Source organism: Rhodococcus sp. SORGH_AS_0301 (genome assembly GCF_030818285.1).
Lineage (GTDB): Bacteria > Actinomycetota > Actinomycetes > Mycobacteriales > Mycobacteriaceae > Rhodococcoides.
Window position 1 is genome coordinate 2,390,757 of sequence record NZ_JAUTAC010000002.1, and the last position, 14,550, is coordinate 2,405,306.

Consider the following 14,550-nt stretch of genomic DNA (forward strand, 5'->3'; position numbering starts at 1 on the left):
CTCGAACACCGTGACTGATCACCAGCAGCCCAGCGGAGCGGTGGCCGGCTCGGGGCGCACGCGACCGGTCATCGGACCCGACTACCTCCTCGCCGGTCGCTACCGACTCGACTCCAAGCTCGGCGGCGGCGGAATGGGCGCGGTGTGGCTCGCGAGCGACACGTTGCTCAGCCGCAAGGTGGCCGTCAAACAGGCCACCTCGACCGTGGACCTCACCCCCGAGGCCGCCCGCGAGATCCGCGAACGCGCCATGCGCGAGGGGCGGATGGCGGCCCAGCTGAACAACCCGCACGCCATCGCCATGCACGACGTCGCACTCGACAGCGGCGAGCCCTGGCTCATCATGGAGTACCTCCCCGCCCGCAGCCTCGCGATGGCCCTCAACATCGCCGAGTCGCTGCCCCCGGACGAGGTCATCCAGATCGGTGCCCAGATCGCCGACGCCCTCACCGCCGCCCACGCCGCCGGCATCGTGCACCGCGACATCAAGCCGGGCAACATCCTGGTCGCCGATCGCGGCAGCGCGCTGGGCATGGTCAAGATCAGCGACTTCGGCATCTCGCGCGCCAAGACGGACACGCACGAGGAGAACAGCGCCGTCATCACCGGCACCCCCGCGTACTTCGCACCCGAGGTGGCGCGCGGCGCGGACCCCACCGAGGCCAGCGACGTCTTCTCGCTCGGCGCCACGCTGTACACCGCGACCGAGGGACAACCACCCTTCGGCATCGACGCCGACTCCATCGCCCTGCTGCACCGCGTCGCCGGGGGGCGCATCATCCCGCCGCGCAAGAGCGGACCGATGACGGCCACGTTGCTGCACATGCTCGAACCCGACCCTGCGCGCCGCCCCACCATGGCCGAGGTCCGCACCCGCTTCGTCACCCTCGCCGTGGGCAAGAACGGCAACGCCGGATCGGTGATCAACCACCCGCTGCGCGCGGCCGACGGTCAGGTCCCGTTCTGGGCGCTGCGCGGCTCCCGAGTCCCGGGCACCTCCCGGCGAGGCGAACGCATCCACGGCCGCACCATGACGGGGCTCCCGGCAGCGGACACCGCCACCCCTCTGGATCGGGTTCCGCGTCCGACCGCGGCGTCCACCACGCCGGCACCCGGGCCGGCCCCACGCCCGACGTACTCGCCGCCCGCGTTCGAGACGAAGGAACCCAAATCCTTCAGCGCCCCCGCCGGGCTGCCGCTCTACCTCGCGATCGGCGGCGCGGTGCTGCTCCTGCTCATCGTCCTGCTCCTGGTGCTCTGACCCGCTCCCGACCCGGCGAGAGATCGAGGTGGGTCAGGGGACGTCGACGGTCGCGACGAGCCCCCGGTGATCCGATCCCACGATGTCGACCGGCTCGAGCGAGCGCACCTGCGCGTCCCGCACCACGACGTGGTCGATCCCGACCACCGGTGGGTACCACGTGTCCATCGGGTAGGTCGGGATCAGCCCGGCACCGACAGCGTCCGCGGCGTCCACGTAGCCACCGGTGAGCAGATCGCGGAACCGCTTGTGCGCGTGCGTGGAATTGAAGTCACCGCCGACGATCACCGCTCCCGGCGACGCCTGCGCCAACTCGTCACCGAGCATGTCGAGCTCCGACGCCCACACCGGGGTGGGTGTCGGCCAGGGCGGCACCGGATGCACCGCGTAGACCCGGAGCGGCTGCGCCGCACCGACATCGAGATCTGCCGTCACGCTCGCGAGCAGGTAACCGGGCAGTTCCCGGCCGTTCGACAGCGGGAACCGGCTGTAGATCGCGGCGCCCGCGCCGCCCTGATACGGCGCCACGAACCGGTAGGGCAACGCGGCGGAGAGCCCGGCGGCGTCGAACACCCCCACCGACTCCTCGGTGAGCTCCTGCACGGTCAGGACGTCGATGCGGCGCTCCCGCACCGACTCCACCAGTGCCTGTGGATCCGCCTCTCCCAGTTTGACGTTCGCCTGCATCACGCGCAGCGGCTCACCGGGGGCGGCATCGGCGACTCCCGCGGCGCCCGGTACGTACAACGGCACCACGACCACTGCGGCCGACCCCAGGAGAACGGCCGACGCCGCGGCGATCCACCACCGCCGCGCGAGCAGGCACACCAGGACTCCGACGACGGTCACGCACAACAGGATCGGCGCCGCGGAAGCGGGACCCACGACCACCATGCTGCGGGTCTCGAGCATCGACGAGACGACGGCCACCAGACCCGCGGCGAGCCCACCGAGGCCGACGACGACGGCCGCGACCGCACGGGCCCTCATTCGATGCGCCGTCGGTGTGCCCAGCGGGTGAGGGCGTTCCTGTTGGACTGCTGCGTCTTCCGCAACACGTTCGAGGCATGGGTCTCGACGGTCTTGATCGAGATGAAGAGCGTCTCGGCGATCTCGCGGTAGGTGTAGCCACGGGCGAGCAGACGCAGCACCTCCATCTCGCGCGGCGTCAGGGAGTCGAGCTCCGGATCGAGCGGCGGTTCCGGTGCCGCGGAGCGACCGGTGAACGAGTCGAGGACGAACCCCGCCAACCGCGGTCCGAACACGGCGTCACCGCCCGCGACGCGGCGCACCGCGTCGGCGAGATCGGACCCCGAGATGGTCTTGGTGACGTAACCCCGAGCACCGGCGCGGATCACGGCGATGACGTCCTCGGCGGCGTCGGACACGCTGAGCGCCAGGCACACCGGGCCCTCCGCGATGGACTGTAGAACGGCGACCCCACCGCCGTCGGGCATGTGCACGTCGAGCAGGACGACGTCGGGACGGATCTCGTCGATACCGCGGACCGCGTCCGCTACGCCCCCGGCCTCACCGACCACCTCGATGTCGGTCTCGCGCCCCAGTTCCGCGCGCACCCCCGACCGGAACACTCCGTGATCGTCGACCAGGAAGACTCGCAGGGTCACGCGGACCGTTCCTCTCTCGCGGTGTCGGGCACGGAGTCCGCGTGCCCGGTGGTACCCGTGCCGCGCACCCGCGGCACACAGATGTGGATCTCGGAACCCTGCCCGGGTGCGGACCGCACCCGCACCGAGCCGCCGCGGCGTTCGATGCGTGCCCGCACACTGCGCGCCAGGCCCTGGCGATCCTGCGGCACGCTGTCCGGATCGAATCCGCACCCGCGGTCGCGGACGAAGACCTCGACGGTGTCGCAGCCCGCCTCGGCGTACAGGTCGACGGAGGTCACCCCGGAGTGCTTGGCGGCGTTGACGAGTGCCTCGCGCGTGGCTCCGAGCAGAGCAGTGGCGACCTCACGGCTCAACCCCGAACTCTCGACCGGCTCGTCCAGAGCCACGTCGCCCACGGTCACGGGATCCACGGTCACACCGTAGTGGTCCTCGACCTCACCGGCGATGGTGGCCAACGCGCGGACGAGAGACGCGTGGTCGTCCCGGTCTCCCCCGAACAGCCACTTGCGCAGCTCTCGTTCCTGACTGCGCGCGAGGCGCATCACCTCGGCGGAGTCGGTGGACTGCTTCTGGATCAGGGCGAGGGTCTGCAGCACGGAGTCGTGCAGGTGCGACGCGATCTCCTCGCGTTCGTCGTTCCGGATGCGTGCCGCGCGCTCGTCACCGAGGGCGCGCCACAACCGCATCCAGAGCGGGACGGTGAGCAGTACCGCCCCGACCAGCGTCACGACGACGGCGAGCAGGGACGACTGCAGCGCCCGCACGTCCACGCGGGCGACGAGCACGACACAGAGCCCGATGATCACGAGCGTGACCCCGGCGACGATGCGCGCCCACCCGAGTACCGACGTGCGTGCGTGCCGAGGCCGGGTGTCCGCTGTCCGGGTCCCGGCCGCGTCGAACTCCCGCCACACCAGCGCGGCGCCGAGCGCGACGACGACGACAGGGGCGATGATCGTGGACGAGCTGCCCGTCAGCCCGGACCCCAGCGCGACGGCGCCGCCGATCCCGAGGGCGATCAGCCCGTACGCGCGACGCTTCTCCGAGCGGTCCGGCCTGCGGACGTCGGTACCCGCGGAGGTGAAGATCCACAGCAGTCCGTAGGCGACGGCACCGGCGCCGGCCGCGGCGCACAGCACCGCGAAGACGACCCGCACCCGGAACACGTCGACGTCCAGGTGATCGGCGACACCGCCCGCGACACCGCCGACGACACGTCCGGCGGCACGGCGACGGAGCGCCGGCGTCGGCAACGGCGGACGGCCGGGGGGCTCCCGCGTGTGCGGAGGCTGTGCGGGCAGGGTGGACACGCCTCGATACTGGCACGGCTCACGGCTCCGCGGTATCGGGGTTCTCCCCCATCTCGGTCGAGTCGCACGACGCGTGGACACCGGCGAAATCAGGGTTCGCCCCGATGTGCCGGGACGCCTCGGCAGCCCAGGATGTATCCATGACCCACGCCACCGCGTCCGCCCAGCTGTCCGAGATCTGGCGAACCCGACCCGTGCGCCTGCCCGATCAGGGCCCCGGTGCCGGTGTCGCCGCCGGAATCGGGCACCGCTACCGCGTCGACCCCGTTCTCGTCCGTGTCGCGTTCGTCGTCTCCACCCTGTTCGGTGGATCCGGCCTGGTCCTGTATCTCGCTGCCTGGCTGGTGCTTCCGCGCCGCGGCGATGTCGTGTCGCCGGCGGAGTCGCTGCTCGGCCGCGGCCGCACGTCGGACTCCCACACGACGGCCGTGGTGCTGTCCGTCGCTCTCGTCATCTCGGTCCTCACGGTCGGACCACTCGGAATGGGATCGGGGCTGGTGTCCACGATCGCCATGCTGGGGGCCCTGTACCTGCTGTTCCGTCGGACTCCGAGCGCGCCGACACCGGCCGAGCTCGCCGGCGCTCCCCTCTCCGCGCACGATCCGGCCGCACAGCAGTGGAACGCCTACTCGACGCTCCCCGACCAGTACGTTCCGGAACCCGCCGCCCACCCCGCGCCCGTCTCGTTGTCGAAGGACGACCCGGACACACCGTCCACTCCGCCGCCGCCGAGCTGGGATCCTCTGGGAGTCGCCCCGTTCGCCTGGGACCTCCCCGAACCGGGTCGGCCCGTTCTCCCGGTCCCCGCACCGACGCGGAAGTCGCACCTGACGTCCACGGTGATCGGCCTCGCCATCATCGCCTCCGCCGTGACCATCGGCATCGGCGCCGCCACGGGCGCCGCCGTCGTGACCGCGCCCCGTGTCGGCGCGGTGGCGCTGACCGTCGTCGGCATCGGACTGATCATCGGCGCGTTCCTGCGGCGCGGCTACGGCTTGCTCGTTCTCGCGGCCCCGCTCGCCGGGTTCGTCCTCGTGTCGTCCCTGGTCGACGTGCAGGACCTGCGCGGTGTCGAGTCGCCGAACATGGGCAACGTGACGATCGCGCCCACGTCGATGGCCGCGCTGGCGCCCGCGTACGAGTCCGGTGTGGGGAACTTCGTCCTCGACCTGCGCGGGCTCGACCTCACCGAGGACCGCACCGTGACCGTGGAGAAGGCCGTCGGCAACACCGAGATCCTGCTGTCACCGACCATGAACGTCGTCACCGACTGCAGTAGCGCCGTCGGCAACGCGAACTGCATCGGCGCCGGCGGGGTCGACGGCGGATCCGACGGGACGGCAGGACCGACCCTGACCATCGAGGCCAGCACTGCGCTGGGAAATCTGGAGGTGCACCGTGACCGATGAGACCGGACACGACACGAGCGGTACCGATCGCCGCGGACCCTCACCGGTCCTGCTGATCGCCGGTGTGGCGGCACTGCTGCTGGCGATCCCGACACTCGTCGGCGCGGACCCCACCGCGATCGTCGCCGGCGCCGCGTCGGGCTGGACCCTGGTGATCGCCGCGATCGTCGTCGGCGTGGTCCTCGTCCTGGCACCCGTCAGGCGCCGGAAGTCCCGCTCACAGTAGAGCTCTCGCCGTTCGACCGCAGGCGATCCGCCGCCGGGCTCACTCCCATTCGATGGTGCCCGGCGGCTTGCTCGTCACGTCGAGCACCACCCGGTTCACCTCGCGCACCTCGTTGGTGACCCGGGTGGAGATCCGTTCGAGCACGTCGTACGGCAGCCGGGTCCAGTCCGCGGTCATCGCGTCCTCGCTCGACACCGGACGCAGGACGATGGGATGACCGTAGGTCCGGCCGTCGCCCTGCACACCCACACTGCGGACGTCGGCGAGCAGCACCACGGGACACTGCCAGATCTGGGAGTCCAGACCCGCCATCGTCAGCTCCTCGCGGGCGATGGCGTCGGCATGGCGCAGCGTCGCCAGGCGATCGGGCGTCACGGATCCGATGATGCGGATGGCCAGACCCGGGCCGGGGAACGGTTGCCGCGCCACGATCTCCTCGGGCAGGCCGAGCTCCCGGCCGACGGCGCGGACCTCGTCCTTGAACAGCAGCCGGAGCGGCTCCACGAGCGAGAACTGCAGATCCTCGGGCAGACCGCCGACGTTGTGATGGCTCTTGATGTTGGCGGTACCGCTGCCGCCGCCGGACTCGACCACGTCCGGGTAGAGCGTGCCCTGGACGAGGAAGTCGATCGACTCCCCGTGCGCCGCACTGTCACCCAGTTCCGCGCTCACCGCACCCTCGAACGATCGGATGAACTCGCGGCCGATGATCTTGCGCTTGGTCTCCGGATCCGAGACGCCGTCGAGCTCGCGCAGGAAGGTGTCCACGGCGTCCACCGTCACCAACCGGGCGCCGGTGGCGGCGACGAAGTCCTGCTGGACCTGCTCGCGCTCTCCCGCTCGCAGCAGTCCGTGATCGACGAACACACACGTCAGTCGGTCACCGATCGCGCGCTGCACCAACGCCGCGGCGACCGCCGAGTCGACACCGCCGGAGAGACCGCAGATGGCCCGGCCGTCGCCCACCTGCTCGCGCACCTGCTCGACCAGTGCGTCCGCGATGTTCGCCGCCGTCCACGTCGGCGCGATGCCGGCGATGTCGTGCAGGAAGCGGGACAGCACCTGCTGACCGTGCGGGGAGTGCAGGACCTCCGGGTGATACTGCACCCCGGCGAGGCGTCGTGCCCGGTTCTCGAAGCCGGCGACGGGGGCGCCGGCACTGGTCGCCACGACCTCGAAGCCCTCGGGAGCCTCGGTGACGGCGTCGCCGTGACTCATCCACACGGGCTGCGTCGACGGTAGCCCGTCGTGCAGCGTTCCGCCGGAGACGTCGATGTCGGTGCGCCCGTACTCGCGGGTGCCCGTGTGGGTGACCGTGCCTCCCAGCGCGCCCGCCATTGCCTGGAACCCGTAGCAGATACCGAAGACCGGGACGTCCAGGTCGAACAGCGCCGGATCGAGCTGCGGCGCACCTTCGGCGTAGACGCTCGACGGACCACCGGACAGCACGATCGCCGCGGGCTTCTTCGCCGCGATCTCGTCGACCGTCATCGTGTGCGACACGACCTCGGAGAACACCCGTGCCTCACGGACGCGCCGGGCGATCAACTGGGCGTACTGCGCGCCGAAGTCGACGACGAGCACCGGATTCGCGTTCTCGAGGGGCGGGACGGGATCCTGCTGCGGGGAGTCGGTCACGCGCACAGTCTAGAGAGCGCGTCCGCCCTCATGCCGCGCCGGTGCTGCCCGCGTGGCTGACGACCCGCGTCGAGGACGGCGGCGTACTCGTCGGCGTCCGGATCTCGACGATGGGCAGCACGAGCGCCGCCGGTGCGTGCGCGGGAACCACCGGGCTGCGAGGTGCAATGGGCTCGATGCGCTCGTACGGCAGTCCCTGCGCGGGCCGAAGGTCCTTCTCCCCCTTGTTCGGCCACAGCGACGCGGCCCGCTCCGCCTGCGCGCTGATGGTCAGCGAGGGATTGACGCCCAGGTTGGCGGACACCGACGAGCCGTCGACGATGCTCAGCGTCGGGTAGTTGTGCACGCGGTGGTACGGGTCGATGACGCCGTTCTCGACGTCCTCGGAGATGACGCAGCCGCCGAGGAAGTGGGCGGTGAGCGGGATGTTGAAGACTTCTCCCCACGTCCCGCCGGCGATCCCGTCGATCTTCTTCGCGATGCGCCGGGTGGCCTCGTTGCCCATCGGGATCCACGTGGGGTTCGGCTCGCCGTGTCCCTGCCGGCTGCTGACGTGGCGACGCCCGAACGGACCACGCTTGGTGAAGGTGGTGATGGAGTTGTCGAGGTTCTGCATCACCAGCGCGATGATGGTGCGCTCGCTCCAGTGCCGCGTGTTCATCATGCGCAGGAACCGGACGGGGTTCTTGACCACCTCGGCGAGGAACTTGAGCCACCGCGGGGTGCGGCCGCCGCCGTCCGTCATGAGCGTCTGCAGCAGGCCCATCGCGTTGGAGCCCTTGCCGTAGCGGCACGGTTCGATGTGCGTGTCCGCACTGGGGTGGAACGACGACGTGATCGCGACACCGCGGGTGAGGTCGATCGACGGGTCGTAGGTCAGCTTGCCCGCGCCGACGATGGACTCCGAGTTGGTGCGCGTCAGGCGCCCGACCGTGGGCGAGAGGTTCGGCAGTGAACCCGTGTCGCGGAACTTGTGCATGAGCTGCTGGGTGCCCCACGTGCCGGCGGCGAGGACGACGTGCCCCGCGGTGTAGGTGGCACGGCCCTTGCGCAGGCGCGCGCCGGTCCGCTCGGTGGACACGACCCACGAACCGTCCGGTCGCGGTGTCAGGTCGGTGACGGTGGTCATCGGCACGATGTCCGCGCCGGCCTTCTCCGCGAGGCCGAGGTAGTTCTTGAGCAGCGTGTTCTTGGCGTTGTGGCGGCAGCCCGTCATGCACTCGCCGCACTCGATGCAGCCGGTGCGGTCCGGGCCCATGCCGCCGAAGTACGGATCGGGCACGGTCTTGCCGGGCTCGTCGCCGAAGAACACGCCGACGGGCGTCTGGATGAAGGTGTGGCCGACGCCCATGTCGTCCGCGACGGACTTCATGACGTGGTCCGCCGGGGTCATGTGCGGGTTCTGCACGACACCGAGCATCTTCTGCGCCTGCTCGTAGAACGGCGTCAGCTCGGAGTGCCAGTCGGTGATGTGCGACCACTGCTGGTCCTGGAAGAACGTCCGCGGCGGCTGGTAGAGCGTGTTGGCGTAGTTCAGCGACCCGCCGCCGACGCCGGCGCCGGCAAGGATGAGGCAGTCACGCAGCAGGTGGACGCGCTGGATGCCGAAACAGCCCAGCTTCGGCGCCCAGAGGAACTTCTTCAGGTCCCAGCTGGTCGCCGCGAAGTCGTCGTCCTCGAACCGACGCCCGGCCTCGAGAACGCCGACCGAGTACCCCTTCTCGACGAGCCGCAGCGCCGTGACACTGCCACCGAAGCCGGACCCCACGACGAGTACGTCGTAGTGCGGGGTGGCGCTCGTCGTGGTTGCGTCGCTCATCGAGACCTCCTGATAGACCCGGACGTGATCGGCACCACGATACCGTACGTGTGAATCCGGGTGACAGGAACTGGTCGCGACTATCCGCGGATGTTGAGGCCCACCTTCTGGAACTCCTTGAGATCGGAGTAGCCCGACTTGGCCATCGACCGTCGCAGGCCGCCGACCAGGTCCAGCGAACCGAACGGGTCCGTCGACGGACCGGACAGGACGCGGTCCAGCGACGGACGGTCCTCGCCGAACGACACGGGCAGGAACGCACCGCGCGGCATCGACGGGTGCGCCGCTGCCGACGGCCAGTACCAGCCGCGGCCGGGAGCCTCGTCGGCCAGGGCGAGCGGTGCGCCGAGCACGGCGGCGTCCGCACCGCAGGCGATGGCCTTCGCGAGATGACCCGATGTCGAGATCCCGCCGTCGGCGAGCACGTGCACGTACCGGCCGCCGGTCTCGTCCAGGTAGTCACGACGGGCGGCGGCGGCGTCGGCGATCGCGGTGGCCATCGGGACACCGATACCGAGGACCTCGCCCGTGGTGGTGGCACCCTCGGTGGATCCGTACCCGACGATGACACCCGCGGCGCCGGTCCGCATCAGGTGCAGGGCGGTGCGGTGGTCGCTCACGCCGCCGGCCACGACGGGAACGTCGAGCTCGGCGATGAACGTCTTCATGTTGAGCGGTTCCTCGCTCGGGTGCCCCACGTGCTCCGCAGAGATGATCGTGCCCTGCACGACCAACAGGTCGATGCCCGCGGCCACCAGTGCCGGAGTCAGCGACCGTGCGTTCTGGGGACTGACGCGCACGGCGACCGTGACACCGGCCTCCCGCACCTGCGCGACGGCGGCGGCCAGCAGATCCGGCTGCAGGGGTGCGGCGTGGAGCTTCTGCAGCATCTTCACCGGCGCGTCCGCGTCGACGTCCGATTCCGCGAGCTCGACGAGCTGATCGATCACCGACTCCACGTCGGCGTGGCGGCTCCACAGGCCCTCACCGTTGATGACGCCGAGGCCACCGCGCTTGCCCAGCTCGATCGCGAACGACGGAGACACCAACGCGTCGGTCGGGTGCGCGACGATCGGGATGTCGAAGCGGTAGGCGTCCAGTTGCCATGCCGTCGACACCTCCTTCGACGACCGGGTACGCCGGGACGGGACGATGTCCACGTCCTCGAGCTCGTACGTCCGTCGAGCCGTGCGGCCCATGCCAATTTCCACCAGGTCGCGCACGCGCGTCCTCTCTCGTAGGCCTCGCGGACCTCGTGGGTCGGGAGGCGCTCGACTCCGGCCGGAATCGAGTCAGCGGGCAGTGTAGTTCGGTGCCTCGACGGTCATCGTGATGTCGTGCGGGTGGCTCTCCTTGAGTCCGGCAGAGGTGATCTGCACGAACTGCGCCTCCTGCAGCTCCTCCACCGAGTTCGACCCCGTGTAGCCCATCGCGGCCCGCAGTCCGCCCGTGAGCTGATGGATGACCTGGGACAGCGGGCCTCGGAACGGCACGCGCCCCTCGATGCCCTCGGGCACCAGCTTGTCCTCGGCCAGCACGTCGTCCTGGAAGTAGCGGTCCTTGGAGAAGGACTTCGTCGCGCCGCGTCCCTGCATGGCGCCCAGCGAACCCATGCCGCGGTAGCTCTTGAACTGCTTGCCGCCCACCAGGATCAGCTCACCGGGCGACTCGGCGGTGCCCGCGAGCAGGGATCCGAGCATCGCGGTGGAGGCGCCGGCGGCGAGAGCTTTGGCGATGTCACCCGAGAACTGCAGTCCGCCGTCGGCGATGACTGGCACACCGGCGGCCTTGCACACCGCGACCGCCTCGAGGATGGCCGTGATCTGCGGGGCACCGACGCCGGCGACGACGCGGGTGGTGCAGATGGAACCGGGACCCACGCCCACCTTCACGGCGTCCGCACCCGCCTCGACCAGGGCGCGCGCTCCCGAGCGGGTGGCGATGTTGCCGCCGACGACCTGGACACGCTCGCCCACCTCGGCCTTGATCTTGCTGACCATCTCGAGGACCTGGGAGTTGTGCCCGTGCGCCGTGTCGACGACGAGCACGTCGCACCCTGCCTCCGCGAGAAGCATCGCGCGGGACCAGGAGTCGTCGCCGACGCCGACGGCGGCACCGACCAGCAGGCGACCGTCGCGGTCCTTGGTGGCGTAGGGGTGCTGCTCGGTCTTGACGAAGTCCTTGACGGTGATCAGACCGGTGAGCCGGCCGTGTCCGTCGACGATGGGCAGCTTCTCGATCTTGTGACGACGCAGCAGGCCCAGCGCGGCGTCGGCCGTGACACCCTCGCGCGCGGTGACCAGCGGAGCCTTGGTCATGACCTCCGCGACGGTGCGGTTCTGGTCGACCTCGAACCGCATGTCGCGGTTGGTGATGATGCCGACCAGTTCGCCGCGCTCGTCGGTGACGGGCAGGCCGGAGATGCGGAACTTGGCGCACAGCGCGTCGACCTCGGCGAGCGTGTCCGACGGCGAGCACGTCACCGGATCCGTGACCATGCCGGCCTCGGACCGCTTGACCACCTCGACCTGCGCCGCCTGATCGGCCGCGGACAGGTTGCGGTGCAGGACGCCCATACCGCCGGCGCGAGCCATGGCGATGGCCATGCGTGCCTCGGTGACGGTGTCCATGGCGCTGGACACCAGGGGGACGCGCAGCCGGATCTCGCGGGTGAGCTGGCTGGACGTGTCCACCTTGCTCGGAATGAGATCCGATGCGGCGGGTATGAGGAGAACGTCGTCGAAGGTGAGGCCCAGCATGGCAACCTTGTTCGGGTCGTCGCCACCGGTGCGGACACGGGTCGCCTCGACGCGGGCGGTCGAGTCCTCTGCGGCGGTCACGGGCCTGTCGGGGGTACTCATACGGATCGGGCCCTCCTGAGCTGCGGTCGATCGATGTGCGAGCCGGGGACTTCCCTCGTCCGCTCGCGGTACATCGTATCGGTCCCCCGCCCGGCGCAGGTCACCCCGTGCGCCGGAGGCCGCCGGACCCCCGCGGAGCCGTGTAGCGCTGGCGCAGACCGGCACTTGCTGCGTACCGTGGACGTGTGCGCGATCAACTGCCTCCAGGTCTGCCGCCGGATCCCTTCGCCGGCGATCCAGCCGACCCCTCGGCCGCCCTCGACGCCATCGAGCCCGGACAGCCCCTCGATCCCCAGGAACGCCTGGCGGTCGAGGAGGATCTCGCGGATCTCGCCGTTTACGAGGCACTGCTCGCCCACCGCGGCGTGCGAGGCCTCGTCGTGTGCTGCGAGGACTGCCAGCAGGACCACTACCACGACTGGGACATGCTGCGCGCGAACCTGCTGCAGCTTCTCGTCGACGGCACGGTGCGTCCCCACGAGCCCGCGTACGACCCGATTCCCGACGCGTACGTCACGTGGGACTACTGCCGCGGATACGCGGACGCGTCCATGAACGACGCGCTCCAGGGCGACGGGTACGACTCCTAGGGCGTCGGCGCGCGACACCACTTCACGACGAAGGCCCGCAGACAGTGTCTGCGGGCCTTCGTCGTGCACGTGGTCGGTGACTCGAGGTCAGTTGGGCACCACGGACGTGTCCGGGGTGACCGCCGCCGTCGTCGACGGCACGGGCGCAGGGGCTCGCAGGATCTCCGGCGGGATGGTGACCGTTGTGGTGGGCGCCTGCGGGAACAATTGCAGGTCCGTCGGCAGCGGGAACGGCAGCTGGATGTCGGTCGGCAGCTGCGGGATCTCCGTCGGGAGCGGGACCTGCGGGAGCTGCAGGCTCGGATCGACGGGGATCTCCGGGATGACGTCCTGCGGCACGGTCGGCACCGTGGTGACCGGCGTGGTCGGCAACGCCGGCGGCGGAACGGCGGCCGGCGCTGTCAGCTTTGCCAACTCGTCCGACAGGCGCGTCCACCACATCTGCAGCTGGGCACGCTCGTCCTCGTCGCGGATGCTCTCCGTGCGCTGTGCGGCCTCGGCCAGACGAGTCTTGGCCGTCTCCGCGTCACCACGAGCGAGCAGATCCTCGACCTCCTGCAGCGCCGACGTGGTGTCGACCTGCGCGACCGTCGAATCGGCCTGCTGGGTGAAGACGACCTCCTTCACCTTCCACAGGGGATCGCCCGGCATCGCGCTGTACGAGAACGCCGTGACACCACCCGCGAGGAACGCGACGGCGGCCGCGGCACCGGCGACGGGGCGCAGGAAACGCATCCGGCTCCGCGTGCGCTGACGGTGCAGCGCGTCCTCGGCCAGCGCGAGATCGATCGCCGCGGCGACCTGATCGAGATCGGGACTCTCGGGGAGCGGGTCGGCGAGGATGTCGGAACGCCATTCGGCCAGCAGACTGGCCAGGCGATACTCGTCGGAGTCGACGGTCGCGACGGGACCGTCGCTCGCGATCGCATCGATGAGCGCGTCGTCACGGCGCACGGCCATGATGTCGACCGGGCCGGACGACTCGAGGTCGTCGACGGCTCGGGGATCGACGCCACCTGCGCCGGAGGCGTCGGGGCGGCCGGTGGCTCCGTGTCCGGAGGCGCCGTGCCGAGAATCTCCAGCGCTGCCGCGCCACGAGTCCCTAGCCATACTTGTCACCTGCTCCCACTACTTCGTTCTTCAGCTTCGCTATTGCCCGGTGCTGCGCCACACGAACGGCGCCTGCGGTACTACCCACGGCGGCGGCCGTCTCCTCTGCCGACAACCCGACCACCAACCGGAGCACCAGGATCTCGCGGTGCTTCTCCGACAGCGTCGACAGCAGTTCGTTCATGCGGCGTCCTGCCTCCGAATCCAGCGCCCGTTGCTCGGGGCCGTCCTCGATGGACATGACATCCGGTACATCGGCCATCGGTTCGGATTTGTTACGCGACGAGCTGCGATGGGCGTCCGCGACCTTGTGCGATGCGATCCCGTACACGAACGCCATGAAGGGGCGGCCCTGGTCCTCGTAGCGCGGCAGCGCTGTCATGACCGCGAGGCACACCTCCTGGGCGACGTCGTCAGCAGACAGTTGACCCCTCTCACCTGCACCGACGCGCGCCCGGCAGTACCGGACCACGATCGGCCTGATGGTTTCGAGGACGACGGAGAGAGCCCTTCGGTCGCCGCGAGCAGCTGCGGCGACGGCCGAGTCCAGCCCCTCACCCGTGGCAATCATCGTCAGAGTGTTTCCCACCTCACATCGGGCCCGCTCCGGAATCGAGCGCGCTTCCTCCCGGTCCCCGACGGCCCGGTGCGGAACCTCTCAAGGATAGTCGCCGCCCGACGCGGCTCGACCGAAC

13 protein-coding genes are annotated in these 14,550 nt (G+C 70.3%); 4 read left to right on the plus strand and 9 right to left on the minus strand.

Translation table 11 applies throughout. The features are described from left to right. Positions 1–10: 10 nt before the first annotated feature. The gene (locus QE397_RS11750) at positions 11–1,261 is read left to right on the plus strand and encodes a serine/threonine-protein kinase (protein ID WP_231476091.1); all 1,251 of its coding nucleotides are present in this window, start codon (positions 11–13) and stop codon (positions 1,259–1,261) included. A gap of 33 nt (positions 1,262–1,294) precedes the next feature. Here QE397_RS11750 and QE397_RS11755 read toward each other — a convergent pair whose 3' ends face one another. The 3 genes from QE397_RS11755 to QE397_RS11765 are packed head-to-tail and all read right to left on the minus strand — an operon-like array spanning position 1,295 to position 4,193. Further along, a complete protein-coding gene (locus QE397_RS11755) occupies positions 1,295–2,251 on the minus strand; it encodes an endonuclease/exonuclease/phosphatase family protein (protein ID WP_307093467.1) in 957 nt (318 codons plus the stop codon). Continuing rightward, positions 2,248–2,883, minus strand: coding sequence for a response regulator transcription factor (locus tag QE397_RS11760; RefSeq protein ID WP_037184132.1), 636 nt, complete (start codon positions 2,881–2,883; stop codon positions 2,248–2,250). The genes QE397_RS11755 and QE397_RS11760 overlap by 4 nt, the downstream gene beginning before the upstream one ends. A 2-nt stretch (positions 2,884–2,885) precedes the next feature. Continuing rightward, positions 2,886–4,193: a sensor histidine kinase gene (locus QE397_RS11765; RefSeq protein ID WP_373425292.1), complete on the minus strand. Its 1,308-nt coding sequence runs from the start codon at positions 4,191–4,193 to the stop codon at positions 2,886–2,888. A 149-nt stretch (positions 4,194–4,342) separates the two neighbouring features. Here QE397_RS11765 and QE397_RS11770 point away from each other — a divergent pair, with 149 nt between their 5' ends. Beyond that, entirely contained in the window at positions 4,343–5,611 is a 1,269-nt protein-coding gene (locus QE397_RS11770; protein ID WP_222638123.1) for a PspC domain-containing protein, read from the plus strand. Further along, on the plus strand, positions 5,601–5,837 hold the full coding sequence (locus QE397_RS11775; protein ID WP_056442488.1) for a hypothetical protein: 237 nt from the start codon (positions 5,601–5,603) through the stop codon (positions 5,835–5,837). The genes QE397_RS11770 and QE397_RS11775 overlap by 11 nt, the downstream gene beginning before the upstream one ends. A 39-nt stretch (positions 5,838–5,876) precedes the next feature. Here the strand turns inward: QE397_RS11775 and guaA are convergent, their stop codons facing one another. The 4 genes from guaA to guaB form a co-directional block, all read right to left on the minus strand. Beyond that, positions 5,877–7,475, minus strand: coding sequence for a glutamine-hydrolyzing GMP synthase (gene guaA, locus QE397_RS11780; RefSeq protein WP_056442621.1), 1,599 nt, complete (start codon positions 7,473–7,475; stop codon positions 5,877–5,879). A 28-nt stretch (positions 7,476–7,503) separates the two neighbouring features. Further along, positions 7,504–9,294, minus strand: a complete 1,791-nt coding sequence (locus QE397_RS11785) for an FAD-dependent oxidoreductase (protein WP_285188612.1) — start codon at positions 9,292–9,294, stop codon at positions 7,504–7,506. A gap of 80 nt (positions 9,295–9,374) precedes the next feature. Continuing rightward, entirely contained in the window at positions 9,375–10,517 is a 1,143-nt protein-coding gene (locus tag QE397_RS11790; RefSeq protein WP_027503786.1) for a GuaB3 family IMP dehydrogenase-related protein, read from the minus strand. A 69-nt stretch (positions 10,518–10,586) separates the two neighbouring features. After that, complete coding sequence (guaB, locus tag QE397_RS11795) at positions 10,587–12,053, minus strand: IMP dehydrogenase (protein ID WP_027503787.1); 1,467 nt, start codon at positions 12,051–12,053, stop codon at positions 10,587–10,589. Between the two features lie 287 nt (positions 12,054–12,340). On the opposite strand from guaB, the gene QE397_RS11800 reads away from it, so the two are divergent. Then, positions 12,341–12,745 carry a DUF5319 domain-containing protein gene (locus QE397_RS11800; protein WP_027503788.1) on the plus strand — a complete coding sequence of 135 codons (405 nt, stop codon included), beginning with the start codon at positions 12,341–12,343 and terminating at the stop codon, positions 12,743–12,745. 87 nt (positions 12,746–12,832) lie between these two features. Here the strand turns inward: QE397_RS11800 and QE397_RS11805 are convergent, their stop codons facing one another. Continuing rightward, positions 12,833–13,855, minus strand: coding sequence for an anti-sigma-D factor RsdA (locus tag QE397_RS11805; protein ID WP_307093468.1), 1,023 nt, complete (start codon positions 13,853–13,855; stop codon positions 12,833–12,835). Beyond that, positions 13,848–14,426 carry a sigma-70 family RNA polymerase sigma factor gene (locus QE397_RS11810; RefSeq protein WP_027503789.1) on the minus strand — a complete coding sequence of 193 codons (579 nt, stop codon included), beginning with the start codon at positions 14,424–14,426 and terminating at the stop codon, positions 13,848–13,850. The genes QE397_RS11805 and QE397_RS11810 overlap by 8 nt, the downstream gene beginning before the upstream one ends. Between the last annotated feature and the right edge of the window lie 124 nt (positions 14,427–14,550).

Excerpts from the sequence above, each read along its gene's own strand:
- QE397_RS11785 (WP_285188612.1), bottom strand. The coding sequence starts at position 9,294 with ATGAGCGACGCAACCACGACGAGCGCCACCCCGCACTACGACGTACTC.
- QE397_RS11810 (WP_027503789.1), bottom strand. The coding sequence starts at position 14,426 with ATGATTGCCACGGGTGAGGGGCTGGACTCGGCCGTCGCCGCAGCTGCT.
- QE397_RS11770 (WP_222638123.1), top strand. The coding sequence starts at position 4,343 with ATGACCCACGCCACCGCGTCCGCCCAGCTGTCCGAGATCTGGCGAACC.
- QE397_RS11755 (WP_307093467.1), bottom strand. The coding sequence starts at position 2,251 with ATGAGGGCCCGTGCGGTCGCGGCCGTCGTCGTCGGCCTCGGTGGGCTC.
- QE397_RS11805 (WP_307093468.1), bottom strand. The coding sequence starts at position 13,855 with ATGGCTAGGGACTCGTGGCGCGGCAGCGCTGGAGATTCTCGGCACGGC.
- guaB (WP_027503787.1), bottom strand. The coding sequence starts at position 12,053 with ATGCTGGGCCTCACCTTCGACGACGTTCTCCTCATACCCGCCGCATCG.